The sequence below is a fragment of the Streptomyces sp. NPDC043680 genome (genome assembly GCF_056436685.1).
The window spans coordinates 24,756-50,486 of the sequence record NZ_JBWKCE010000012.1 but is presented as its reverse complement, the minus strand read 5'-3'; the positions used below and the strand labels follow the sequence as shown (position 1 = coordinate 50,486).

Annotated in this window: 16 protein-coding genes and 1 tRNA gene; 3 read left to right on the top strand and 14 right to left on the bottom strand. The window is 75.6% G+C overall.

Features of this window, described 5'->3' with window-relative positions:
* Positions 1–19: 19 nt before the first annotated feature.
* From AC0666_RS23125 to AC0666_RS23100, 6 genes are all read right to left on the bottom strand, one after another.
* Positions 20–6,406, bottom strand: a complete 6,387-nt coding sequence (locus AC0666_RS23125; protein ID WP_478708209.1) for an amino acid adenylation domain-containing protein — start codon at positions 6,404–6,406, stop codon at positions 20–22.
* Positions 6,407–6,582: 176 nt separating this feature from the next.
* Positions 6,583–8,901 carry a lantibiotic dehydratase gene (locus AC0666_RS23120; RefSeq protein WP_478708208.1) on the bottom strand — a complete coding sequence of 773 codons (2,319 nt, stop codon included), beginning with the start codon at positions 8,899–8,901 and terminating at the stop codon, positions 6,583–6,585.
* A 10-nt stretch (positions 8,902–8,911) separates the two neighbouring features.
* Complete coding sequence (locus AC0666_RS23115; RefSeq protein WP_468585408.1) at positions 8,912–9,184, bottom strand: acyl carrier protein; 273 nt, start codon at positions 9,182–9,184, stop codon at positions 8,912–8,914.
* Complete coding sequence (locus AC0666_RS23110; RefSeq protein WP_478708207.1) at positions 9,181–10,365, bottom strand: threonine ammonia-lyase; 1,185 nt, start codon at positions 10,363–10,365, stop codon at positions 9,181–9,183. Before AC0666_RS23110 ends, AC0666_RS23115 begins: the two co-directional genes overlap by 4 nt.
* Positions 10,362–11,867 (bottom strand): amino acid adenylation domain-containing protein, encoded by a 1,506-nt coding sequence (locus AC0666_RS23105; RefSeq protein ID WP_478708206.1) that lies wholly within the window; start codon positions 11,865–11,867, stop codon positions 10,362–10,364. Before AC0666_RS23105 ends, AC0666_RS23110 begins: the two co-directional genes overlap by 4 nt.
* Positions 11,867–14,194 carry a lantibiotic dehydratase gene (locus AC0666_RS23100; protein ID WP_478708205.1) on the bottom strand — a complete coding sequence of 776 codons (2,328 nt, stop codon included), beginning with the start codon at positions 14,192–14,194 and terminating at the stop codon, positions 11,867–11,869. Before AC0666_RS23100 ends, AC0666_RS23105 begins: the two co-directional genes overlap by 1 nt.
* Before the next feature lie 249 nt (positions 14,195–14,443).
* Between AC0666_RS23100 and AC0666_RS23095 the strand changes: the two genes are divergently transcribed.
* Positions 14,444–14,653, top strand: coding sequence for an MbtH family protein (locus AC0666_RS23095; RefSeq protein ID WP_361712834.1), 210 nt, complete (start codon positions 14,444–14,446; stop codon positions 14,651–14,653).
* A gap of 144 nt (positions 14,654–14,797) precedes the next feature.
* Here AC0666_RS23095 and AC0666_RS23090 read toward each other — a convergent pair whose 3' ends face one another.
* From AC0666_RS23090 to AC0666_RS23070, 5 genes are all read right to left on the bottom strand, one after another.
* Positions 14,798–15,691: an NAD-dependent epimerase/dehydratase family protein gene (locus tag AC0666_RS23090; protein ID WP_478708204.1), complete on the bottom strand. Its 894-nt coding sequence runs from the start codon at positions 15,689–15,691 to the stop codon at positions 14,798–14,800.
* A 542-nt stretch (positions 15,692–16,233) separates the two neighbouring features.
* Entirely contained in the window at positions 16,234–17,313 is a 1,080-nt protein-coding gene (locus AC0666_RS23085; RefSeq protein ID WP_468971645.1) for a cytochrome P450, read from the bottom strand.
* Positions 17,310–18,818, bottom strand: coding sequence for a class I adenylate-forming enzyme family protein (locus tag AC0666_RS23080; protein WP_478708203.1), 1,509 nt, complete (start codon positions 18,816–18,818; stop codon positions 17,310–17,312). Before AC0666_RS23080 ends, AC0666_RS23085 begins: the two co-directional genes overlap by 4 nt.
* The gene (locus tag AC0666_RS23075) at positions 18,818–19,561 is read right to left on the bottom strand and encodes a glycosyltransferase (RefSeq protein ID WP_468585416.1); all 744 of its coding nucleotides are present in this window, start codon (positions 19,559–19,561) and stop codon (positions 18,818–18,820) included. Before AC0666_RS23075 ends, AC0666_RS23080 begins: the two co-directional genes overlap by 1 nt.
* Complete coding sequence (locus AC0666_RS23070) at positions 19,558–20,580, bottom strand: 3-oxoacyl-ACP synthase III family protein (RefSeq protein ID WP_478708202.1); 1,023 nt, start codon at positions 20,578–20,580, stop codon at positions 19,558–19,560. The genes AC0666_RS23075 and AC0666_RS23070 overlap by 4 nt, the downstream gene beginning before the upstream one ends.
* A 412-nt stretch (positions 20,581–20,992) precedes the next feature.
* On the opposite strand from AC0666_RS23070, the gene AC0666_RS23065 reads away from it, so the two are divergent.
* On the top strand, positions 20,993–23,053 hold the full coding sequence (locus AC0666_RS23065) for a phosphocholine-specific phospholipase C (RefSeq protein ID WP_468971651.1): 2,061 nt from the start codon (positions 20,993–20,995) through the stop codon (positions 23,051–23,053).
* On the opposite strand, the gene AC0666_RS23060 is transcribed toward AC0666_RS23065, so the two are convergent.
* Entirely contained in the window at positions 23,040–23,789 is a 750-nt protein-coding gene (locus AC0666_RS23060; protein ID WP_468971652.1) for a hypothetical protein, read from the bottom strand. The two genes, AC0666_RS23065 and AC0666_RS23060, sit on opposite strands and share 14 nt — an antisense overlap.
* 72 nt (positions 23,790–23,861) lie before the next feature.
* Between AC0666_RS23060 and AC0666_RS23055 the strand changes: the two genes are divergently transcribed.
* On the top strand, positions 23,862–24,617 hold the full coding sequence (locus AC0666_RS23055; RefSeq protein ID WP_468971653.1) for an alpha/beta fold hydrolase: 756 nt from the start codon (positions 23,862–23,864) through the stop codon (positions 24,615–24,617).
* A gap of 51 nt (positions 24,618–24,668) precedes the next feature.
* On the opposite strand, the gene AC0666_RS23050 is transcribed toward AC0666_RS23055, so the two are convergent.
* Both AC0666_RS23050 and AC0666_RS23045 read right to left on the bottom strand, forming a co-directional pair.
* A tRNA-His gene (locus AC0666_RS23050) sits at positions 24,669–24,741 on the bottom strand.
* Positions 24,742–24,816: 75 nt separating this feature from the next.
* Positions 24,817–25,614: a CTP synthase C-terminal region-related (seleno)protein gene (locus AC0666_RS23045; protein ID WP_478708201.1), complete on the bottom strand. Its 798-nt coding sequence runs from the start codon at positions 25,612–25,614 to the stop codon at positions 24,817–24,819.
* Positions 25,615–25,731: the final 117 nt, after the last annotated feature.

Sequence of the window (25,731 nt, the reverse complement as noted above, 5' to 3'; positions counted from 1 at the left end):
GGGCTGGGGCGTCGGGCGATCAGAAGTCGGAGGTCAGGGACAGGTCGATCTCGTCGTCGCTCATCGCCAAGATCTGCTCGACGAGCCGGCGCTCCACCTCGGCGGCCAGCAGTTCGACCGTCGGGTGGTCGAACAGGTCGCGCACCTGGACCGGGCAATCGAAGGCCGTGCGCAGGCGGGACGCGGCGGCCACGGCGCGCAGGGAATGCCCGCCCAGGGCGAAGAAGTCCTGGTGCACCCCGACCTCGGTCAGACCGAGCACCTCCGCCCAGATCTGGGCCGTCACCACCTCGGTCGGCGTGCGCGGCGCCGTGAACACGGCGGGCGCGGGCATTTCGGGGTCGGGCAGGGCGGCGGTGTCGAGCTTGCCCTGCACGGTCCGCGGCAGCGCGTCGAGCACCACGAAGGAGGCCGGGACCATGTAGCCGGGCAGCTGCGTCCGGCAGTGCTCGGCCAGTGCCCCGGCGTCGAGCCCGCGGCCGGCCGCGTAGCCCACCAGGGTGCGGTCCCCGCGCAGTTCGCGGACCAGGACCGCCGCGCCGTGCACGCCCGGGTGCTGTTCGAGGACGGCCTCGATCTCGCCGAGCTCGATGCGGAAGCCGCGGATCTTGACCTGGTGGTCGGTGCGGCCGAGGAAGTCCAGTTCACCCGAGGGCAGGCGGCGCACGATGTCGCCGGTGCGGTAGAGCCGCCCGCCGGTGCCCCCGTACGGGTCCGGGACGAACCGCTGGGCGGTCAGCGCGGCCTGGCCGAGATAGCCGCGGGCCAGTTCCGGCCCGCCGACCAGCAGTTCGCCCGGCACGCCGACGGGGACCAGCTCGTCGTGCGCGTCCACCACGTACAGCCGGCGCTCGCCCCAGGACCCGCCGATCGGTACGCGGCCCTCGACCGGGCCGGTGACCAGGTGGGAGGTGGCCGAGATGACCGACTCCGTCGGCCCGTACGTGTTCTGGACCGGTACGTCCGGCAGGTACCGGAACCAGCGGGCGAGCGGCGCCGACGGCAGGGTCTCCCCGCCGGTCACCGCGAGGCGCAGGCTCTTGAGGTCGTCGGCGACGGTGTCGAGCCGGGCGGCGATCTCCTCCCAGTACGACGGGGTGACCTCCATGACGGTCACGCCCTCGGCGCGGACCTGCGCGGCGAGTTCCTCCACCGACCACACCACGTCGGGGCGGACCACCACCGCGGCGCCCGCCGTCAGCGCCGGCAGGACCTGCTCCAGGGAGGCGTCGAAGGAGAAGGAGGCGAAGTTCATCACGCGGTCCTCGGCGGTGATGCCGAACTCCTCGCGGGCGGCCCGGGCATGGGCGCCGAGGGCGTGGTGCTCGACCCCGACCGCCTTGGGGCGGCCGGTGGAACCCGAGGTGAAGATGATGCAGGCGAGCTCGCGCGGGCCGGGCGTGTGGCGGGGGGCGTCCGGGTCGGGTCGCACGGCCTCGAAGTGGAGCACCGGCATCCGTCCCGCGGCGCCGCCCTCGGCGCCTCCGGTCCCGGGCCGTCCGGTCCCCGCGAGGCGGTCCGCGAGGGCCGCGGTCGATTCGTCGGTGACCAGGCACCGGACACCAGCCTGTTCGACCATGTACCGCAGCCGGTCCTCCGGGAGCCCGGGGTCCAGCGGGACGTAGACCCCGCCCGCCCGCCAGATCGCCGCCATGACGGCCACGGACGGGATGCCGCGCCGCAGGCACACGCCGACCGGGAGCTCCGGGCGGACGCCCGCCTCCCGCAGCGCGGTGGCCAGCCCGCCGGTCAGGCCGTCCAGTTCGCCGTAGCGCAGGACATCGTCCCCGCAGACCAGCGCCACCGCGTCGGGCTCGCCCTCCACCGTGAACGGGGCCGCCGCCGACACGGTCGGCGAGCCGGCCGCCGTCGCGGTGAGCTCCCCGTACTCCGCGGCGGACAGGAGGTCCAGCCGGGTCAGCGCCCGGCCCGGGTCCGCGAGCACCGACTCCAGCACCCGGCCGACGTGCCCGGCGAACCGGGTGACCGTGGCGGCGTCGAAGAGGTCGCTCGCGTACTCCACGTTCAGCGCGAACCGGTCGGGATACAGCAGGAAGGTGGCGGTCAGGTCGAACTTGGCCGAACCCCACGGCAGGACGAAGTGCTCCACCTCCAGGCCCTCGACGCGCGGGCCCCCGGTGGCGCTCTCCTGGACGTCGAACATCACCTGGAACAGCGGATTGCGGGACGGGTCCCGCTCCGGCCGCAGCTGTTCCACGAGGCGCTCGAAGGGCACCTCCTGGTGGTCGAAGGCCCCGAGCACCGCCTCCCGCACCCGGCCCAGGAACTCCTCGAAGGACGGCTCGCCGGACAGGTCCGCCCGCAGCACCACCGTGTTCACCAGCAGGCCGACCAGGCGCTCCAGCTCCACCTGGCCGCGCCCGGCGACCGGGGTGCCCACCGCCACGTCCTGCTGCCCGGACCAGCGGCCCAGCACGATCTGCACCACCGCGAGCAGCACCATGAACCGGGTCACCCCGTACCGGCGCGCCAACGCGCCGACGAGTGGCTCCAGTTCGCGCGGCAGGTCGATCTCCACCGCGCCGCCCCGGCCCGACCAGCCCGCGGGCCGGGGCCGGTCCGTGGGCAGCTCCAGTACGGGCACCCCGGCCAGCGTCCGCTCCCAGTACGCCAGCTGCCGCTCCAGCACCTCGCCCGCCATCCGGTCGCGCTGCCAGACCGCGTAGTCCCCGTACTGCACCGGAACGGGCGGCAGCTGCGCCGGCCCGCCGGACCGCCGCGCCGCGTAGCAGGCGGACAGCTCGCCGATGATCACGTCCTTGGACCAGCCGTCCGTCGCCACGTGGTGGAAGGCGATGACGGCGACGTGCTCCTCCGGGGACAGCTCCCACACCCCGGCCCGCAGCATCGGCGGGCACGCCAGGTCGAAGCGGCCGGTGGCGTACGCGACCGCCTCCCCGCGGACCCGGTCCCGTCGCGCGGCCTCGTCCTCCCCGGGCGCCGCGGGCGGTACGGGCTGCCAGCGCAGCGGTACGCGCACGCCCGCCAGCACCCGCTGCGCCGGGCGGCCGTCCACCTCGGTCAGCGCGGTCCGCAGCGCCTCGTGCCGCTCGACCACGTCGTCGAGGGCGGCCTGCCAGGCCTCCCGGTCCAGTCCGCCGCGCAACCGCCAGGAGAACCAGAGCACGTACTCGTCGCCCGCGTCGGACATCCGGTCGAGGAACCACATCCGCTCCTGGGCGAACGACAGCGGCAGCGGACCCGAGCGGTCCACGGGGACCACTGTGGCGGTGCCCGCCTGCCGGGCCGCGGCCACGAGCGGGCCGAACGTGCGGATCCGGGGGTGCTCGAACAGGGTGCGCAGCTCCACCTCGCGGCCGAGCCGCTCCGCGATCCGGGACACGGCCATGGTGGCGAGCAGGGAGTGCCCGCCCAGGTCGAAGAACCCGTCGTCGATGCCGACCCGGTCGACGCCCAGGACCTCCGCCCAGATCTCGGCGACCACCTGCTCGGTCGCATCGCGCGGCGCGACGAACTCGGAGCCGCTCGCGGCCCGGTCCCGGCCCGGCAGCGCAGCCGGCAGCGCGGACCGGTCGAGTTTGCCGGAGGCGTTCACCGGAAGCGCCGGGAGCTGCGCGAATTCCGCCGGGACGGCGTGGTGCGGGAGCCGCTCGGCGCAGAACGCCCGCAGCACCGCCGGTTCGACCGGGCCGCCGGGGCCGGCCACCACGCAGCCCGTGAGGCTGCTGCCGCCCTGGGCGTCCGCGGCGACGGCCACCGCGGCCGCCACGACCCCGGGGCACTCCCGCAGGACGGCCTCGACCTCGCCGAGCTCGATGCGGAAGCCGCGGATCTTGACCTGGTCGTCGGTCCGGCCGAGGAACTCCAGCTCCCCGGAGGGCAGTCGGCGTACCACGTCGCCCGTGCGGTAGAGCCGGCCGCCGTCCTGCGCGTAGGGGTCGGGGACGAAGCGGGCGGCCGTCAGGGCGGGCTGCCCCAGGTAGCCGCGGGCCAGCTCCGGGCCGCCGATGAGGAGTTCACCCGGCTCGCCCACGGGGACGAGCTCGTCGCGGGAGTCGACCACGTACGTCCGGCGCCCGCCCAGCGGCCGCCCGATGGGGACCCGGCCCGGATCGCCGTCCGCCGGGATGTCGTGGGTGGCGGCGGTGACGGTGGTCTCGGTCGGACCGTACGCATTGACCACCCGCACCCCCGGGACCGCGGACCGCCAGGCGGCCAGCGCCCCCGCCGGGACGGACTCCCCGCCGAGGATCAGCAGCCGCAGCGGCGCCAGTGCCCGCGCGGTGGCGTCGGTGAGGGAGAGGGCCAGCTGGGCCCAGTAGGTGGGCGGCAGGTTCAGCACCGTGATCCCGTGCCGCTCCACCACCGAGGGGATCTGCGAGGGCAGCCACTGCTCGTCCGGCCGCACGACCAGGGTGGCCCCGCAGCCGAGCGCGGTCAGCAGCTGGTCCAGGGAGGCGTCGAAGGAGAAGGAGGAGAAGGCGAGCACCCGGTCCGCGGCGGTGATGCCGAACTCGGCCCGGGCCGCGGCCACATGGGCGGCGATCGCGCCGTGCTCGATGCCGACGGCCTTGGGGTGCCCGGTCGAGCCCGAGGTGAAGATGACGTACGCCAGGTCCCGGGGATCCGGCGTGTGGTGCGGCGCGTCCGGCTCGGGCCGGACGCCCTCCACGGGCAGCACCGCCGGGCCGAGCCCGCCGGCCCGCTCGCCGGTCGCCGCGTCGGCGAGGATGCAGTGCAGCCCCGCCTCGGCCGCCATGAAGCGCAGGCGCTCCTCGGGCAGGGACGGGTCCAGCGGTACGTACACCCCGCCCGCCCGCCAGATCGCGGTCATCGCGGCCACCGACCGCACCCCGCGCCGCATGCACACCCCCACCGGGGTGCCGGAGCCCACGCCGGCCGCCCGCAGCGCCGTTGCCAGGCCGCCGCCGAGGGCGTCCAGCTCGCCGTAGGACAGGGTCTCGTCCCCGCAGACGAGGGCCACCGCGCCCGCCTCCCCGGACACCCGCAACGGCGGCGCGGCCACCACCTCGCCCGCCGGGCCCGCCAGCTCCAGCAGCCGGCGGCGCTCCCGGCCCGGCAGCGGCTCGATCCGCCGCGCCAGTGCGGCCAGCGGGGACTCGGGGGAGGCCACCACGGCGCACAGCAGGGCCATGTAGCCCTCGGTGAAGCGGGTCATGGTGTCGGCGTCGAACAGGGCGGTGGAGTACTGGAGCCGGGCGGCGATGTCGCCGTTGGCGCGCAGGCTCAGGTCGAGGAACACGTCCAGCGGCGTGCCGGTCAGCGGGGTCCGTACGAGCGACACGTCCAGCCCGTCCAGGCCCGCCGTGGCGGGGACGGTGTTGAGCAGGGTGAAGGATGCCTGCGCGAGCGGATGGCGGGAGAGGTCGCGCTCGGTGACCACCTCGCCGACCACGCGGTCGAAGGGCGCCTCGGCGTGCGAGAAGTCGGCGAGGGCGCCCGCACGGACCCGCCCCAGCAGCTCGGCGAAGCTCGGCTCCCCGGACAGGTCGGTCCGCAGGACGATGGTGTTCACGAAGGGGCCGATCACATCGGCCACCTCCGCCCGCCCCCGGTCGGCCAGCGTCGTGCAGACGGCGATGTCCGAGCGGCCGGAGTAGCGCGCCAGCAGGGCCTGGTACACGGTGAGGAGCACCATGTAGCGGGTCGCGCGGTGCTCGCGGGCCACCCGGTCCACCTCGTCGACCAGCCCGGCGGGCAGCTCGAAGCGGACGACGTCCCCGGAGCCGTCCCAGAAGGCCGGCCGGGGGCGGTCCGCCGGCAGGGCGAGCGGGGGCACCCCCGCCAGCCTTTCCCGCCAGTAGCCCAGCAGCCGCTCCAGGCGCGGGCCGCTCAGCCGCTCGGCCTCGGCGCGGGCCACGTCCGTGTACTGGAGCGCGGGCGCCGCCACCGCCTCGCCGCGGTAGCCGGCGGCCAGTTCGCGCAGCAGCACGTCCCAGGACCAGCCGTCCACGGCGATGTGGTGGACCACCAGGAGTAGGACGTGCTCCTCGGGCCCGAGGCGGGCGAGGGTGGCCCGCAGCGGGTGCTCGCGGGCCAGGTCGAGGGGGCGCGCCAGTTCCCGGTCGAACAGCTCGGCGGTGTCCGCCGCCTCCACCCGCTCCAGCACGGTGCGGCCCGGCGCGTCCACCTGCGGTACCGGTTCCCCGTCGACGGCGGTGAACCGGGTGCGCAGCACCTCGTGCCGGTCGACGACGCCGCTCAGCGACCGTTCGAGGGCCGGGACGTCGAGGGCGCCGCGGATGCGCAGGGCCAGCGGCAGCAGGGATTCTGCGGAGCCTCCGGACAGCTGGTCGAGGAACCACAGCCTCCGCTGCGCGAACGACACCCCGTCACCCTCACGGGGGCTCTCGCCGGCAACGCTGCCGTGCTTCGCCCCGCCCTGCGCTGCGACAACCTTCACTGTGGGCCTCCAAGCGGTGTTTTCCTCAACACTGCTGGCCGCGCGGCCCCGTCAGTAGGGAAGAAGACGCAGCCGCGCGCGCAGCGGCCGGGGGGTAGAACGCGCAACGGCGGCCCCGCCCGGCCGGGATCCGGCCGTGCGCGCCGCCGTTGTGCGTCACTGTTCCCTTCGTGCGCTCAGCCCTCGTCCACCGCCACGAAGCGCAGCTCGGAGGTGTACAGCTCCCCTTGGTCGTCGGTCAGCCAGGCCTGTTCGGGGCTCGGCAGCATCTCGGTGAAGACGGCCCGTCCCTCCGGTTCCCTGCGGGCCATCCGGCGGACCGCCTTGGCGAGGATGTTCACGTACACGGGACTGTCGAAGTCCACGTAGAACGGCCGGGTCTCGGTGGGCAGGACCACGAAGAGGAACCGCGGCATCCCGTGCCGCTCCCGCCACTGCCGGGCCCGTACGAACCGGCGCGCCTCGTCCTTCTCGTCGGCGAAGTCCAGGCCCGCCGGGGCCGGGCGCCAGGTCTCGCGGGCCACCACCAGCCGGTCCACGGTGACCCGGGGGGAGTGCTCGGCCTCCTCGGGCAGGATCTGGAACAGGTCCATCGCCAGGGTGGTCAGGACGTGCGAGAACACGTCCACCGCAGGGAACTCGGCCCCGTCGGGCAGGACCACCGCCAGCTCGCCGTCCGCCCGCTCGGTCACGGCCACGTCCGCGCTGAGCACGGTACGGGGGCGGCCCGGGTCGGCGGTGAAGTCGACGAGGGCGACGTGGTAGTCCTGCGGGCGGACCAGGGAGTGCCGGATCCGGGCCGAGAGCCGGGAGCGGTGCTCCTTGGGCAGCAGCGGCATCAGGCGGGGCCCCGGATGGTCGCGGTCGGTGAGCGCGGCGAGCTCCTCCGGGGCCGGATGCTGATGGACGAAGAGCGAGGCGCCCAGGGTGTTGGCCGCCACGTGCAGCTCACCGAGGACCAGCTCGAAGTCGCCGCGTGCGACGGCGCGTTCCCCACCGGCCGCGAGCATGATGTCGGGGCTGAGATAGCGCGCGGCCGTCCAGCCGCCGCCCGGCCCGCCGAACTGCTCGGCCACCGGTCCCGCGACCGCGTCCAGCGTCAGCCTCACCCGGCGGCTGTCCGGCGGCGGGGCCAGGATCACCCCCCACCGCCTGCGGAACTCCCGCTGGAGCTCGGCCGACTCCGAGCGGGCGGCGCCGTGCAGGATCGGCATGCAGGCGAACCAGAACGCAGCCAGGTCGACCGGGCCCTGCCCGGCCAGCCGTGCGTACACCTCCTTCGCCCGTCCCATCACCGCATCGGCGAGCCGCGCGGTGAGCCAGCCCGCGCTGGTCAGCAGCGGGTCGAGCGGGGCGAGCGCCTCGTGCACGGTCCGGCCCAACGTGGCCGTCGCCGCGCGCCGGCAGTCGGAGTAGACCAGGGCCCGGCACGGGGCCGTACCGGCCGCCTTCTCGCGGACGGCGGCCGTCTCGGTCAGTGCGGTGAACTCCTCCTCCAGGCCGGTCAACGCGGCCACCAGCTCCTCGGGCCCCTCGGCGGCCCGGACCCGCTCGCGCCCCCGCTCCAGGGTGTCGAGGGCGGCGAGCCCGGACCGGCGCAGCTCCGCGTCCCCAACCCGGTCCAGCCAGGCCCGCAGGTACCGTTCCGGGCGGGCACCGGCCGGCACTTCCAGCTTCCAGACCACCCAGCGGCGCGCCACCAGGTCGGCCAGGACGGCCGGCACGTCCACCCCCGGCAGCGCGGCCCGGATCTCCCGGGCCGGCCGTACGCCGTCGCACAGCGCGAGCACGGCCCGCGCCGGCTCCCCGGGGGACTGCAGCGGGCGGCCCGGCACCGTCACCTCCATCCCGGCCTGGCGGACGAAGGGCACCCGGCGCGGCGCCACCCACTCCCGCAGCGCCGGATCGGTGTCGAGCACCGCGGCGAGGGCGTCGATCGCCCAACTGGCGAAGTACACCCGTGAGTCGGCGACCAGACCGCTGCCCGGGTCGACCTCGACGCCCTGCGTGGCCAGGTCCCAGCGGCCCCAGCCGACGGGGCCGAAGAAGCCGATGGTGTCGTTCTTGACGCAGAAGCGCTGCCAGTAGTGGGCGACGAGCTCCTCGCGCTGGCGGGGCATGCTGGTGCGGCCGGCGGCGGTCGGCGTCCAGTTCAGGAACGGCGCGATGCCGGAGCCGAGCACCGGCCGGTTCTGCCAGGCCACCGCCTCCCGGAAGGCGGGCGCCCGGGCGATGTCCTGGAGGACGTGCGCGGTCTCCACCTGGGCATCGGCGAACAGGCCGGCGAACTCCTCCCACTGCTCGCCGGACAGCACCGCCCCGGGCCCGCCCCCGGCGTCGGGCGGGCCTCCGGTGTCGGGGCGGAACTTGTCGGCGGCCGAGGCCAGTCCCGCCGGGGCCAGCCGCAGCACGCCCCGGGCCGGGAAGCCGGCCCCGCGCAGCGCGAACTGGTCCCACAGCCGCCAGCGGCCGCCGGGCAGGTACGTTTCGGTCATGGCCTGCCCCTCATGCCTGGACGAAGTCGGCATCGACGACCTCGGCGAGGTCGGCGGGCGAGGGGTAGGCGAAGACGAGGGCGACGGGGACCTCCACACCGAGGGCCTCCTCCAGCCGTGCGGTGATCCGGAACGCGGTCAGCGAGTCGCCGCCCCATTCGTAGAAGTCGCTGTGCTCGTCGAGTTCGGCCACGCCCAGGGTCTCCCGGTAGATGCCGGTGACCAGCTCGGTCAGGGCGGGGCCGGTGGGCTGCGCGATCAGGTTCTCGGTCGTCGTGGTCATGAGATCTCCTCCAGGAAGGGACGTGCGGCGGCGACGGGCGTGCCGGCCGCGAGGGACGTACGGGACACGACAGCGGTGAGCGACGGAAGACACGGGTGGGCCGGGGCCGCCGGCGCCGGCGGTGCGGCGGGCAGGGGCGTGGCGAGCGCGGGCGCGGCCGCCGTGACGGACGCCGCCAGGGCCGCCGTCGTGTTGCCTCCGGAGACGATCGCGACGGAGCGGCCGTTGCCGCGGCCCACCCGCATGGCCCCGGCCAGGGCGACCGCGCCGCTGGGCTCGGCCTCCACGCCGCGCCGGCGCAGGAACGCCGCGGCGGCGAGGATCTCGGCGTCGGAGACGGTGATCAGGTCGTCGACCCGGTCGCGGATCACCGGGTAGGGCACCGCCCCCGGCTGCTGCCCGCGCAGCCCGTCGGCGACGGTGTCGCTGGGCGCCAGCCGTACGGCCCGTCCTGCGGCCAGCGAACGGGCGTAGCGGGGCGTGCACGCGGGCTCCACCCCCACCACCCGGACCGGGTGGCCGTACGCGGCGAGGCAGACCCCGGCCAGCAGCCCGCCCCCACCGGTCGGGACGTAGACGGTCTCGGTGTCGGGTGCCTCGGCGAGGATCTCCAGGCCGACCGTGCCCTGTCCGGCGACGACCAGTTCGTGGTCGGAGGAGGGCACGAGGACCGCGCCGGTCTCCTCGGCCAGCGCCCGCGCCCGGTCCTCCCGTTCGGCGACGCCGCCCGACACCCGTACGGTGCGTGCGCCCAGCGCCCGGATCAGGGCGATCTTGGCGGGGTGGGCCCCGGCCGCCAGCACCACGGTCACCTCGGCGCCGAGCGACGCGGCGAGCCGGGCCAGCGCGATGCCGTGGTTGCCCGAGGAACCGGTGACGATCCGGCGGGCACCGAGCGCGAGGACCGCGTTCGAGGCCCCGCGGAGTTTGAACGAGCCCCCGTACTGGAGGTGTTCGGCCTTCAGGAGCAGGCCCCAGCCGTCCCGCCGCCGCCCGGGGTGGGACAGGCCCGGCAACAGCGGGGTCCGCCGGACGTGGCCGGCGATCCGCACGGCGGCGGCCTCCGCGTCCGCGCGGCCCAGCGGGGCGCCCGCCGTACGGGGCGCGGTGCCGGCGCTGCCGGGGGCGGCGGCGGTGGCGGAGGTAGTGGTGACGGGGGTGGTGGTGAAGGCGGTGGTCATGAGCGGCCTCCGGACTGCGAGAGGGCGCGGCGGTCGGCCTTCCCGCCGCGGGTCGTGGGCAGCTGTGCCAGGCGGGCGAACCGGCGCGGCATCAGATGCGGGGGCAAGGTGGTGGCCAGGTGGGCGCGCAGCGCCGCGTCGGTGGTCTGCGCCAGGTCTCCGGTGACATGGGCGACGAGGAACACCCGTCCCAGCCCGTCGGTGTCGGAGGTGACGACCGCCCCCGTGACCCCCGGGTGGGCCAGCAGGGCGCCCTCGACCTCGGCCGGGTCGACGCGGTAGCCGCGGATCTTGACCTGCCGGTCGCCGCGGCCGAGGTACTCCAGCCCGTCGGGGCCCAGGCTCGCCCGGTCTCCGGTCCGGTACATCCGGGAGCCGGGAGGCCCGTACGGGTCGGGGACGAACCGCTCCGCGGTTCGCGAGGGCTGCCCCCGGTAGCCGCGGGCCACGCCCACCCCGCCGATGCACACCTCCCCGGCGGCCCCGTCCGGCACCGCTGCCAGCCCCTCGTCGAGCAGCCGTACGACCACGCCGTCGATCGGGGTGCCCACGGTGTCCGCCCGCGTGTCCGGGTCGGTCGGCACGACATGGCGGGTGGAGGTCATCGTGCACTCGGTCGGGCCGTACTGGTTGACCAGCCGGCCCCGCACCAGGGGCCGGCCCCCCGCGGCCAGGAACGGCCGCAGCGACTCCCCGCTGGAGACCACCAGCCGCACCCCGGCCAGCAGGCGCTGCCCGTCCGGCTGCCCGGCCAGGAAGGACAGGAACGACGGGGTCACGCTCAGCAGCGCGCTCACCCCGTGCTCGCGCACCGCCGCGCCGAACTCCTCGGGCCGCAGCAGCGCCGAACGCGGCACCACCACCAGCCGTCCGCCCGCCAGCAGCGGGGCGAAGGTGTCCCGCAGGGAGGCGTCGTAGCCGAGCGGCGCCACCTGGAGGGCCACGGTCCCCGGGCCCAGGCCGTAGTCGCGCACCACGAACCGCAGGTACGAGTCCAGACTGCGGTGTTCGACCAGCACGGCGCTGGGCTCCCCGGTGCTCCCCGAGGTGTGGCTGACGTAGGCCAGGCAGCGCCCGTCCGGCGGTCCGGGGCGCCCGTGGGCCGGGCCCGCCGCCGTCCCGGGCCGGTCCAGCAGCACCGGCGGTCCCGGAACCGGCAGGTCCAGCCGCCCGGCCAGGGCCGAGGTGGTCAGCAGCATGTCGGCGCCCCCGCTGCGTACCAGGGCGGCCAGCCGGGCGGGCGGCTGCTCCGGGTCCAGGCCCAGGAAGGCGGCGCCGGAGCGCACCACAGCGGCCGGGGCGACGACGGCGTCCACGCCCCGCTCCACCGCCACCGCGCACACCGTCTCCGGTCGGGCGCCCCGCGCCCGCAGTACCGCCGCCAGTGCGTCGATCCGGGCGGTGAGCTGCCCGTACGTCCAGTCGCCCGTCGGGGTGGTGACCGCGATCCGGTCCGGTTCGGCGGCGGCGTGCGCGGCGATGTCGTCGACGAAGGTACGCATCAGCGCCCGCCCTCCGCTTCCCGCTGCACGGCGCTCTGGTCGACGGCGACGAAGCGCAGCTCCGAGGTGTAGGCCGCGCCCTGGTCGTCGGTCAGCCAGGCCTGCTCGGGCGTCGGCAGCATCTCGCTGACCTTCAGCTTGGCGCCGGGGTCCTTGCGGGCCAGCCGGCGGGCGGCCTTGGCGAGGATCGTCAGGTACACCGGGCTGTCGAAGTCCACGTAGAAGGGCCGTGGTTCGGTGGGCGAGACCACGAACACGAACCGCGGCAGCTCGTGCTCCTGCTGCCAGTGCCGGGCCCGCACGTACCGCTTCGCCTCGGACTTCTCCTCCGCGAAGGCGAGGTCGGACGCGGCGAAGGCCCAGGTCTCGCGGGCCACGACCATCTTGTCGATGCTGATCCGCGGGGTGTGGTCGCCCTCGGGGCGCAGCGTGAAGCGGTCCATGACCCGCTGCGTCAGGGTGTTGGCGTACACGTCGAGCAGGTCGAAGGCCGCCCCGTCGGGCAGCACCGCCGTCAGGCGGCCGTCCCGGTCCTCCACCGTGACGTCGGCGCACAGCACGGTGCGCGGCCGGTGCGGGTCGCCGGTGTCGTCGACCAGCGAGACGAAGTAGTCCTCGGGCCGGTCCAGCGAAGGCCTGCTGCGGGTCGACCACTTCAGCGGCAGCTCCTTCGGCAGCATCGGCAGCAGCCGCGGCCCGGGGAAGTCGCGGGTGGTCTCCGCGATCAGCTCCTCGCGGTCGGGGTGCTGGTGCACGAAGAGCGAGGCGCCCATCGTGTTCAGCGCGCTGTGCATCTCACCCAGGACCATCTCGAAGTCCCCGCGCGCCACCGCGTCCGCGTCCTCGGCCAGCAGCAGCACGTCCGGGCTGAAGTACCGGGCCAGCGACCAGCCGGCCCCCGGCTCCTCGAACTCGGCCCGCACCCGCTCGGCGATGTCCGCCGACGACACCCGGACCCGCCGCGCACCCTCGGGAGCGGCGAGGATCCGGGCCCACTTGGCCCGCAACTCCGCCTGGACCGCGTCGAGATCCGCGCCCGCCTGCGCGTACGGGGAGGGCAGCGAGCCCAGCCACATCGACCCCAGGTCCACCCGGCCGGCCGGGCGCAGCCGCTCGTACACCTCGCGGAGGCGTTCGACGACCTTCTCGGCGAACCGGTTGGTCATCCAGCGCGCCGCCGTCAGGCACTGGGCCAGCGGGGTCAGCTCGTCCAGCAGGGCGGTGCCGAGGGTCGCGGTGGCCGCCCGGCGGCAGTCGGAGTACACCAGCCCGCGGCAGGGCGCGGTCCGCTCGCCCTTGGACCGCTGGGCGTCGGTGGCGGTCAGCGCGGCGAAGTCCCCCTCCAGGGCGGCGATCGCAGCGGTCAGCGCCTCGGCGTCCAGGCCCGCGGCCTGCACGGCGTCCCGGCCGCGCTCCAGTACCGCCAGCTTCGCCAGGGCCGGCTCGCGCAGCGCCGGGTCGCCGACGCGCTCCAGGATGGCCCGCAGCTCCCGCTCCGGGTAGGTGCTCGTGGGCACCTCCAGCCGCCAGTGCACCCACCGCTTGGCCAGCAGCCACTCCACGGCCCCGGTGGCCTCCGCCACGGGGATGCCGAGCGCCTCGGCGATCACGCCCACCGGCCGGGTCCCGTCGCACAGGTCCAGGACGGCCCGGGCGGCCTCACCGATGGGCTGCGGCGGCCGGCCCGGCAGGTGCACCGCTGCGCCTTCGGCCCGTACGAAGGACACCCGGCGCGGCGGGATCCAGGCCCGCATCGCGGGGTCCGCGTTCAGCGACTTCGCCAGCGCGTCGATGGCCCAACTGGCGAAATACACCCTGGAGTCGGCCAGGAGACCGGTGCCGGGGTCGATTTCGACGCCCTGCGTGGCGAGGTTCCAGCGGCCCCAGCCGACGGGGCCGAAGAAGCCGATGGTGTCGTTCTTGACGCAGAAGCGCTGCCAGTAGTGGGCGACGAGCTCCTCGCGCTGGCGGGGCATGCTGGTGCGGCCGGCGGCGGTCGGCGTCCAGTTCAGGAACGGCGCGATGCCCGTCCGCAGGACCGCCGGGTTCTGCCACGCCACGGCCGCCCGGAAGCGGGGCGAGGCGGCGATGTCCTGGAGCAGCTCGGCGGTGCGCACGGCGCCGGTGTCGAACGCCGCGGTGAAGTCCTCCCATTCGGGGCCCGCGAGCGCATCGCCCGGCCCGAACTTGTCGGCGGCCAGGGCCAGCCCCGGCGGCGCCATGCGCAAAACCCCCTCGGCGGGGAAGCCGGGTCCGCGGAGCGCGAAGTGCTCCCACAACCGCCACCCGCCGGTGGGCAGGTGCACGTTCTCTGGGGTGTCCGACATGGCGGAGCTCCTTCCGGCCTGAGCCTGAGGGGGTGGCATGGCCGGCGGCGTCGGACGCCCGGCACCTGTCGGTACCTCCCGGACGCCACCCTGGCTGCGGTACACCCTGCCGCCGGGCGCGACCGGGCCACCAGGGAAGGAGTGGCAGCACCGACCGCCGGTCCTTCTGCGCGTTTGGCCCTATGGACGGACCGGGCTCCACGACACGCTTGGCCTCGCTGACCGAATGACTGCGGGAGGACCGAAGCGATGAGTGACACCGACGAGACCGGCTACCGGGTCGTGCACAACGACGAGGAGCAGTACTCCGTCTGGCGGGCGGACCGCGAGCTGCCGGGGGGCTGGTACGCGGAGGGCACGACCGGCTCGCGGCAGGAATGCCTGGACCACATCGGCCGGATCTGGACGGACATGCGTCCACTGAGCCTGCGCCGCACGATGGCGCAGTCCGGGGCCTGAGGTCCCGTACGACGGGGGTGTGATCGCCGGTCGGCGCGGCTGAGGCGCGGGGGGACCGAGCCCCGCCGACCGGTCCCGGGGGGGGCCTGCCGTGCCGGGCCGGGCGCCGGGCGCCCGGCCCGGCCGGCATGGAACAGCACACGGCTACAGGCGCGCCAGGTAGTCGTCCAGGGTGCGGCCCGGGCTCCAGCCCTGGCCGCGGGCCCGGCTCAGGTCCAGCACCACCGGGTGGGCCAGCTGGTCCACCGCGTAGCGGCTCAGGGCCGGTTCGGCGCCGCCCCGCGCGCAGGCTTCCGCCACACGGGCGGCCGTACGGGCCACCCCGAGCGGGAGGTGCCGGATCCGGGCCGAGACGCCGTGCGCGCGCAGCACCCGGCGTACGGCGGCGTCCCGCGCGTACGGCTCGGCGTCGGCCACGTTGTACGCGCCCGGCGTCCAGTCCGCCGCCGCGAGGGCGGCGTCGGCCAGGTTCTCCACCGCGGTGAGGCTGAGCGGCACATCCGGCCCCGGCAGCAGCAGCGTCCCGGCCCGGACTCGCGACAGCAGCCGCGGCAGCAGCGTGGTGTCGCCCGGCCCGTAGACGGCGCGCGGCCGCAGCACCACCGCCCCGGCGGCCAGGGCGAGGGCCTCGCCGGCCGCCTTGGAACGGCCGTACGCGTTCAGCTGGCCGGAGCGCGGGTGGTCCTCGCGGACCAGCGACCGGTCGGGGCGCGGGTCGTAGACGCTGGCGCTGCTCACCCACACCACGGGCCGGCCGCCCGCGGCCCGCAGCAGCCGCCGCGTGCCGTCGACGTTGACCGCGTACATCTGCGCCTCCGCCGGGGATCCGGGCGCGGGGTCGCCGACCGCGGCCGCGCAGTGCACGACGAGGTCGACCTCGGCGAGGTCCGGCTCCGCGCGGGCCGCATCCCAGTACCGGAACTCTCCGACGGTGCCGGGCCGACGCCCCAGCGCCACCACCCGCGCCCCGAGCGCCGAGGCGGCCCGCGCCACATGCCCCCCGCAGAATCCGCCGGCCCCGCTCACCCCGACCGTCACCCCGTCCAGCGGCCGGACCCCGCCGCTCGCGACCGGCCCCCCGAAAGGCCCGACCGCACCCACACCGGGCCCGGCCCGGTCCGCCTCCGGCCTCCCGGCCGCAGCCGACTTCGCTCCGCGTGCAGCCTCGGCCGCACGCGACGCAGGGGGCCCGGCCCGGCCCGCGCAGCGGCTCCGCGCCCCGGGGGAGACTGCGGCTTCGCCTGCGGTCTCGGCCGCACGTGCAGGGGGTTCGGACCGGTCCGCATCCGGGCTCCCGGCGGTCCCGGCCGGGGCCGGGCCCGCTTCGCCCGCGGCCTCGACCGCACCCGTACCGAGCCCGGCCCGGTCCGCGCAGCGGCAGCGCGCCCCGCGGGCGGCCGCGGCCGGCTCCGTGGTGGGCGGGGCCGCACCCGTGGGGGGTCCGGGGCAGGGCTCCGGGGAACGGTGGAAGGGCGGGGCGGGGAGTGGCTCCGCGCAGCGGCGGCCCGACCCGGCGACACCCGGCTCCGCTGCGGTCGGCGCGGCCACGGCGGAGCCGGGTGGCGACGGCAGGTTCCCGGTCACCGGGTGCCCCGCAGGGTCAGGGTCCGCCACCCCGGCAGCGCTGCCCGCCGGTCCACCCGGGCCCGGATGACCACTGGCCGGTACGGAGCCAGCGCCGCCAGCACATCGGCCAGCTGGACCCGCGCCAGCCGGGCCCCCGGGCACGTGTGCGGCCCCGCACCGAACACCAGGTGGCGGGCGTCCGCCGGGTCGAGCGCGTCCGGATCCCGCCGGTGCGCCCCCGCGGCATGCCGGGCCACCAGCAGCAGCCGGTCACCGCCCCGCACCGGGCAGCCGCCCGCCGACCCGCCCGCGGCCGCCACCCGCGGCAGCACCGGCGAGGCCGCCGTGACCCGCAGCAGCTCCTCGGCCAGCCGGGGCGCCAGCTCGGGATCCGCGGCCTGCTCCCACAGACCGGCATCGGCGCACCACGCCACCGCCCTCGGTACCGCCGCGACCGTGGTGTTCACGGCGGCGACGGCCGTCATCACGGCCAGGGCGTCGCTCCCGCCCCCGAGCAGGCTCCGCAGTTCGCCCGCCGTCCGCTCCGCCGCGGCCCGCGCACCCGGCCGGGCCGGCCCGGGCAGGTGGCTGCGCACCGACGCGGCCGCCGCCTCGGCGGCGGCCCGCGCGACTGCCGCCGGCTCCGCGTCGGAGCCCAGCAGGGCGCACACCACCGACCCGGCCAGCTCCCGTGCGAGCTCCACCAGATCCACCTCGCCGCCGTGGCCGAGCGGCGCGAGCCCCCGTACCAGCAACGGGCGCCAGACCGCCCGCAGTTCCTCCACCCCGGCCGCACCCAGCGCATCGGCGAGCCCGCGCCGGCCCGCCCGGTGCGCGCTGCCCTCCTGGTCGAACAGCACGCCCTCGGCGAGGGCCGCCCGCGCCGCGCCGCCCGTGGTCCCGGCCGCCGTCCGGTCGAGCGGCAACCGGGTCAGTGCCTCCCGGTAGGCGGCGGCGTCGTGCACCAGCAGCGTCCGCCCGAGGCGCCGCACCGGCCGTCCGCGCGTGGCGGCGAGCAGCGCGAACAGCAGCGGGTGGCTGCGCAGGTAGACCCGCCGGTCCCGCCGCCGGGCCCGCGCCTGCCCGCCGCTCACCGCCGCCCCCGCAGCCGGGCCGCCGCGAGCACCGAGGCCGCCGCCCGGTCCGGTTTGCGGGAGCGCCCGGACAGCGGGACCTGCCCGAACAGCACGGAGTCGGGACGCGCGGAGCCCATACGGGCCAACGGCCCCGCCAGCGCCGCCCGCAGGGTGTCCTCGGCGACGCCCCGGCGCGGCTGTACGAGGGCGACGAGCCGCTCGTCGCCCGCGGTCTCGGCGCCGGGCCCGGCCGGGACGCCGACCAGCACCGCCAGCTCCACGCCCGGTACCTGCAGAGCCGGCTCGTACAGGCCCGGGTAGATGTTCTCCGCCCGGCGCAGCACCATGTCCTTGCTCCGCCCCTCCAGGACGATCCGGCCGGCGCCGTCGAGCCGGGCCCGGTCACCCGTACGCACCCACGGGTCCGGGTCCTCGCCCAGGTAGCGGTGCCGGGCCGCGGGCCCGGCGAGCAGCAGCTGTCCGTCCTCGTCGGGCGCGGCGCTCACGCCGGGCAGCGGCGCCCCCACCAGGTCGCCGGGCCCCTCGTACGCCACCTTCTCCCGCGCCTCGACGGCGGCGGCCGGGAACAGCTCGGTCAGCGCGTACACCCCCCACGCCTGCTCCGCGCCCGCGCCCCGTACCCGGGACAGCAGTTCGGCACTGGCCGGGGCCGACCCCGTCCACACCCGGCCGCCGAAGCGCGCCCCCGCCCGCAGCGCGTCCCTCAGCTGCGGCGGGGTCAGATAGGTGTCGCGCGGCCGCAGCCGGCGCAGCTGCCGGGCCAGGACCGCCGGGGACCGGGCCGGGAGCGCGACGCAGGCCCCGCAGGCGAGCGAGGGGACGAGCACGAAGAAGGTGCCGCCGAGCACCGGACGGTCCGCCCCGGCGGCGGCCTGCGCGCCGCCGAACAGCGCGGACACCGACTCCATCCCGGCGGCCAGGCTCGCCCGGGTGTGCACCACCGCCCGGGGCCGCGAGGTGGTCCCGGAGGTGAAGACGATCACGGCGTCCCCGTCGGAGTCCCCGAAAGCGGGGACTCCGGAGCGCGGCGCGCCCAGGTCCAGCGCGGGGGCGCAGCCCGGCAGCCGGGGCCCCACGGTGGCCACCGGGCCGCCCAGGGAGGCCAGGTCGGGCAGCGCGAGCCGGGCCCGCCGGGCCAGCGGCCGGGCCCAGCCGGCCACCGCCTGGGCCGCGGCGTCGGCGAGGACGAGGGAGGGCCGGGCCAGCGCCAGCCGGGCCCGCAGCACGTCGGGGCCCGCGCCGGGGTCGAGCACCGCGCCCCGCAGCCCCAGCCGCCACAGGGCGAGCAGCACGGCGAGCGCACGCGGCCCGGGCCGGACGGCCACCCCCACGGTGTCCCCGGCGCGCAGCCCCCGCGCGTGCAGTGCGGCGGCGAAGGAGTCGGCCAGGTCGGCGAGTTCGCCGCCGGTGGCGCGCACGCGGGTGGCTCCGGTGCGGGTGGCGGTGAGGACGGCGGGCCGCTCGGGGCGGGCGCGCAGGGCGTGGTCGAGTCGGTCGAGCATCAGCGGGGGTCCGTTCCCTGGGTTCCGCTGCCCTGGTCGAGGTACCAGCGGGCGGTGCCGGCGAGCCCGTAGGCGCGCAGCCGGCGCGTGGAGTTCTCCACGACCATCGCGCGGCACGGCGTGATCCGGTCGGTGTGGCGGCGTACGGCGTTCAGGAAGAGCCGGTCGGTGGGCGAGGGGCGCCGCGGCATGCCGCCGACGGCGAGGTAGAGCTCGGCGGTGATGGCCATGTTGTTCCCGGCGTGCATCCGGTACGGCGCCCGGAAGCCGTTGCGGCGGGCGTGCTCGGGCCGCAGCCGGCCGAACAGTGCGGCGAGCCGGACCAGCACGGCGAAGCCGGCCCGGCCCAGCGGCCCGTGCTCGTCGCGCCGGGCGGTGATCCGCCCGCACACCAGCCCGGGGCGCTCCGTGAGGGCGGCTCGCGCCGCCCCCGCCCAGCCCGGGCGGGGCAGGCAGTCGGCGTCCGTCCGCGCGAGCAGGGCCGCGCCCCGGCCGATCGCGTACCGGAAGCCGGTGTCCACGGCCGAGCCGACGCCCTTCTCCGGCTCCTCGATCACCTCCACCGGGAACGGCGCGGTCCGCGCGAACTCCCGGGCGATGGCTCCGGTGCGGTCGGCGGAGGCGTTGTCCACCACCAGCAGGGTGAAGTCCCGGTCGTGCTGGGCGGCGAGGGCCTCCAGGGTGGCCGGCAGCCGGGCCTCCTCCTGGTGGGCGGGCACGACCACCCACAGCGGTGCGTTCAAGACTTCTCCCAGACCATCGTCATGATGCTGATCCCGCCGCCGAGCCCGACGCACAGCACCCGCTCGCCCGGCGACAGCTCGTCGTACACCCGGTCCAGCTGCACGCCGATGCTCGCACTGGCCACGTTCCCCAGTTCGGGCACCGTCACCACCAGCTTCCCGGCCGGTACGCCGGTCAGTTCGGCGAAGCGCTCCAGGTAGGGCACCGTCACCTGGTGCACCAGCACCTTGGCGAAGTCCGCCCAGTCCATGCCCGTCCGGTGCAGCGTCCGGTCGATGACGGCGGTGCCCACCTTCTCGAAGACACCGCGCAGTTCGTGGCCGTCGCCCCGGAAGTAGGTGTACGCGTCCCCCCGCGGGTGGCGCGAGCCACCGCCCGGGATGCCCCCGACCTCCCAGTGCTCGGAGTGCGTCTCGCTGTCCACGTCCAGGATCCCGCCGCGCTCCACCGCCTCCACGACCACCGCGGCCCCTGCGTCCCCGAAGGTGTACCCGGCGAAGCCGCTGCGCAGCTCAGCGAAGTCGGCGGGCTCGTACTGCACCGCCCGGCTCGGGGTCTCCCCGGTGACCACCAGCGCCCTGCGGGCCCGTCCGGCCAGGATCATGGCGCGGGCGACGTCGATGCCGTTGACGAAGCTGTTGCACGCGTTGGTGACGTCCAGGGCGTGCGCCCGGGTCCCGAGCTCCGCCTGCACGATGTGCGCGGTGGCGGGCTCGACCATGTCGCGCGACGCCGAGGCGAACAGCAGCAGGTCGATGTCCGGCGGGGTGAGCCCGGCGGCGGCCAGCGCCCGGCGGCCGGCGCCGGCGGCGAGCGTCGACGCGTACACGCCCTCCCCCGCGACACGCCGGGACAGGATGCCGGTGGCCTGCGTCAGCAGCCTGGGCGGCAGAGCGAGACCGCTGCGCCGGGCCACCTCCCGCTGCAACGCGTCCGAGGAGCGGGCCTCTTCGGGCAGGAAGCTGCCGACGGCGGTTATCCCTGCGCGCCGCGGCGGATCACTCGACTGGATGAACATGCGCTCACGATGCCGGGACGGCCTGCCACCGGGCCTGAGTACGGATGCTCATATCCGGGCCCGCCGCAGCCCCACCCGCGGTGAGTACGGGAGCCGGGCACCCTGCGGCCGGGCCGGGCGTCCGCGGGCCCGGGCGGCCGGGCCGCACCACGCCAAGTGAAAGGCCGCCGCGGCCTGTTGCACGGCCACAGGTTCCCCTACCGTTCCTCCGGAGCAGCTCCGCGCACCCCTTCGTACAGCGTGCCCGGGAGGTCGAATCGGCTGATGCGCGGACGTCCGGGAGGCCCGGGACGTCCTCGGCGTTCTCCAGCTGTACCGCGCAGCGTCACGAACTGATCCCCGGCCGGTACCCCGGGACCGCTGTCCTTGGGGCGCCCCTCGACACCCCCCTCACCCGCAGAGGTCGTCACCCATGGCTGAACTCAATCGCCGCAGGTTCCTGCAGATCGCCGGCGCCGGCGCCGCCGCTGCGATGCTGAACGAGAGCATCGCGCGGGCGGCCGCCATCCCCGCCCAGGGCACCACCGGCACCATCCAGGACATCGAGCACATCGTGGTCCTCATGCAGGAGAACCGGTCCTTCGACCAGTACTTCGGCACCATGAAGGGCGTACGGGGCTTCGGGGACCCGCGCCCGGTCCTCCAGGACAACGGGAAGTCCGTCTTCCACCAGTCCGACGGGACGAAGGACATCCTCCCCTTCCACCCGCAGGTCAACGACCTGGGCATGCAGTTCGTCGAGGGGCTGAACCACGACTGGGCCGGCGGCCACCAGGCGTACAACAACGGCAAGTACGACAAGTGGGTCCCGGCCAAGACGGCGACCACCATGGCGTACATGACGCGGAACGACATCCCGTTCCACTACGCGCTCGCCGACGCCTTCACGGTCTGCGACGCCTACCACTGCTCGTTCATCGGCGCGACCGACCCGAACCGCTACTACATGTGGACCGGCCACACGGGCAACGACGGCACCGGCGGCGGCCCGGTCCTCGGCAACCAGGAGGCCGGCTACGGCTGGAAGACCTACCCCGAGCGCCTGGAGGCTGCGGGGGTGTCGTGGAAGGTCTACCAGGACATAGGCGACGGGCTGAACGCGGCCGGGTCCTGGGGCTGGATCAGCGACGCCTTCCGCGGCAACTACGGCGACAACTCCCTCCTGTACTTCAACAGCTACCGCAACGCCCAGCCGGGCGGCGCCCTCTACGAGAAGGCGCGCACCGGCACCAACGCCAAGGCGGGCGACGGCTACTTCGACCGGCTCCGCGCCGACGTGCTGAACGGCACCCTGCCCCAGGTGTCCTGGATCACCGCCCCGGAGGCCTTCAGCGAGCACCCGAACTGGCCGGTCAACTTCGGTGCCTGGTACATCTCGCAGGTCCTGGACGCGCTGACCGCGAACCCGGCGGTGTGGGCGAAGACGGCGTTCTTCATCACCTACGACGAGAACGACGGCTTCTTCGACCACGTGGTGCCGCCGTACCCGCCGGCCTCCTCGGCCTGGGGCCTGTCCACGGCCGACGTCTCGAAGGACCTGTACGCCGGTGGCGGCGGCTATGCGGCCGGCCCCTACGGGCTGGGCCCGCGCGTCCCGATGATCGTGGTCTCCCCCTGGAGCAAGGGCGGCTACGTCTGCTCCGAGACCTTCGACCACACCTCGGTGATCCGCTTCATGGAGAAGCGCTTCGGGGTGCAAGAGCCCAACATCTCGCCGTGGCGCCGCGCCGTCTGCGGTGACCTCACCTCGGCCTTCGACTTCACCCGCGCCGACGCCACCCCGGCGGCCCTGCCGTCCACGGCGGGCTACATCCCGCCGGACCACAACGCCCACCCGTCCTACCACCCGGTCCCGCCGGCGACGGGCACCCTGCCGAAGCAAGAGGCCGGCGCGAAGCCGACCCGCCCGCTGGGCTACCAGCCGTACGTGGACGGCAAGGCCACGGTCTCCACCGGCAAGTTCACCCTGACCTTCGCCGCCGGCCCGTCCCTAGGCGCCCACTTCCACAGCACCTCGGGCAACCGCACCGACGGCCCGTGGCCCTACACCGTCGAGGCGGGCAAGACCCTGTCGGACACCTGGAGCACGAGCAGCTCCACCGGCAACCAGATCAACCTGACGGTGTGGGGCCCCAACGGCTTCCTGCGCACCTGGAAGGGGCCGGCGAAGAAGGCGGGCCCGGAGGTCACGGCCCGCCACGACGCGGCCACCGGCAACCTCCGGCTGACGCTGGTGAACGGGGGCTCGGCTGCGGTGAACCTCACGGTGACCAACGCCTACGGCGGCGCGTCCCAGACCCTCCGGGTCGCGGCCGGCGCCACGGCCAGCCACACGGTCGACCTGACCGGATCGGCCCGCTGGTACGACGTCAAGGTCGTCTCCGACGCGGACGCCACCTTCCTGCGCCGCTTCGCCGGCCACGTGGAGACCGGCGCCCCGGGCGTCTCCGACCCCGCCCTCAGGACCGCCTGACGCGGTCGTCCGGCGTGCGCAGCAGTCGCCGTTCCAGGACCGCGAGGTCCACGGGGCGGTGGCTGCGGGCGTACCGGAGGAGGAGGTCGCGGGCGGTGTCCGGGACGCGGCGGCGTTTGGGGTGGCGGGCGGTGAAGCCGTCGCTCGCGAAGAACCGTACGGCGCCCGCCAATCCGGGGCGGTCGGCCTCGCGGACCGCCCAGGCCAGATCCTGCGTTCGGGCTTTCGCCAGCAGCCGCAGGGGCGCCCGCTCCGCGAGCACCGAGGCCGCGTCCGAGGGCTGCGGCCGGGCCGCGCCCAGCCATGCGAAGACGACCGTCAGGGGCACCGCGGCGGGGTGTACGGGGTCCTCCTCGCCGCGGGCCATGGCCTCGGCAAACTTCCGCAGCTCCGCCGGGGCGGCCGTGGCCCACCGGGCCCGGTGGGCGGCCGGGATCCCGTCCAGCCCGGCCGGGTCGAGCAGTGCGCCGAGGGACCCGTGGCCCGGAATGGCGAGGTTGCCGAGCTGCTGTCCACCGGCCTCGTACAGCGTGACGCGCTCGTGCATGCCGTCGACGCACATGCACTCGAACTGCTCCGCCGGCGCCGAGGCCGGCTGCGGGGCGGGCCACGCGTCGAGCACCTGCGCGACCTCCTCACCGCGCACGATCTCGTACGTCGCCGGCTGGTGCGGGTGCGCACGGACCCCGCGGTCGTCCGTCACCAGGATGCGCACCGTGCGCGAAAGCGGTTTCACGGTGTGACGGTAGGCGCGATGGGCAGAACCTACCGCGTCCGGCTCCGACGCCCCGTCACCGAGGGAGAACGCATGGCCATCGCCCACCGCAGGACCGGCAACGGCCCCCTGCGCGTCATCGTGCTGCACGACTGGTTCGGCACCAGCGCCAACTGGGGTTCCGTGCTCGACTACTTCGACCCCGAGGGGTTCTCGTACGCCTTCCTCGACTACCGCGGTTACGGCGACCGCCGGGACGTCCCCGGCCGCTACACCCTCCCCGAGATCGCCGACGACGTCCTCGCGCTCGCCGACGAACTCGGCTGGGACACCTTCTCCCTCATGGGCCACTCCATGGGCGGCAAAGCCATCCAGCAGGTCCTGGTCCGCGCCCCCGAGCGGGTCGAGAAGCTGATCGGGATCAACCCCGTCCCGGCCGCTCCGTACGAGATGGACGACGACACCCAGGCCCTCTTCCGCGGAGCCGCCGGGAGCGCGGCCAACCGGCGGATCATCCTCGACCTCGTCACCGGCAACCGCGCGAGCGGTCACTGGCTGGACCGCATGGTCGCGCACTCCCTCGACGTCTCCCGCCCGGAGGCCTTCGCCGCCTACCTGGGCAGCTGGCAGTCGCTCGACCTGTCCGCCGCCGTGAAGGGCAGCACCGTCCCGGTCCTGGTGCTCGTGGGGGAGTACGACCTCGCGCTCACCGTCGATGTGATGCGCGCCACCTGGCAGGTCTGGTACCCCGACTGCCGGATCCACCCCGTCCCCGGCGCCGGCCACTACCCGCCGCACGAGACCCCGGTGGCCTTCGTCACGGAGGTGGAGCGGTTCCTCCGCGGCTGAAACGGCCCGTAGGGGTACGAGGAAGACCTCGTACCCCTACGGGAACTACAGGGTGAGTGACGGGACTCGAACCCGCGGCCACCTGGACCACAACCAGGTGCTCTACCAACTGAGCTACACCCACCACGAAGGGCGGCGGACCACCCGTTCGATGTGCATGCACAGCATAGCCGATCAGCCGGGTGGTCCCGCGACGCCTTTACCGCCCGGGGCGCCGCCCCGCCGCGTGCGCCACGGCGGCCGCCGCCAGCGCCTTCACCACGGGGTGGGGCCGGGTCCCGTCCCCGGACAGCTCCGGCTGGAACAGCGTGCCCAGGAAGAAGGGGTGCCCGGGCAGCTCCACGATCCGGGCCTGGCCGTCCTCGTCGTACCCCGACACGCGCAGGCCGTGGGCGGTGAGCACCGGCAGGTGCTGCTGTGCGGGCCCGTAGTTGCAGTGGTAGCGCTCCATCGACCGTTCGGCGCCGAGCACGGACTCCGCGAGCGAGCCGGGCTCGGCCCGCACGAGGCCCTCGTGCCCGACGAGCGAGCAGGAGAGCGGGGCGATCAGCGGGTCGACGGCTCCGGGGTCGTTCTCGGCGTGCGCGGCGCCGGGCAGCCCGCACACCGAACGGGCGTACTCCAGCAGCAGGTGCTGGAAGCCCCCGCAGGTCCCGAGGAAGGGGATGCCCGCCTCCCGGGCCACCCGGATCGCGTCCAGTACCCCGGCCTCACTGGCGTACGGGCTGCCGGGCAGCACCCAGACGGCGTCGAAGCGGGCCAGGGAGCCGGTCGCGGCCTCGGCGGCGGCCTCGCCGGTGGGGATCCAGTACGCGTCCAGGACGAGACCCTCGCGTGCGGCGAGGGCGTCGAGGAGGAGGGGGATCCGGGTGTGGGAGGTCACATGCGGGGAGCGGTCGCCGACGAGGGCGATCCGGGCGATGTGCGTCTGCGGGGTCTGCGGGGTCTGCGGGGCCTGCGAGGCCGGAGAGGTCGGTGCGGTCTGTGCGGTGGTCATGTGGATCATCCTGCGGCGCGCACCCCGTTCGGCGCCAACGATTGTTCCTGCATGTTCCATCAGCAGATCTGATGGGCAGCTGCAGGGTTGCCGCAGCCCGGCCCGGCAGCGGGGTGC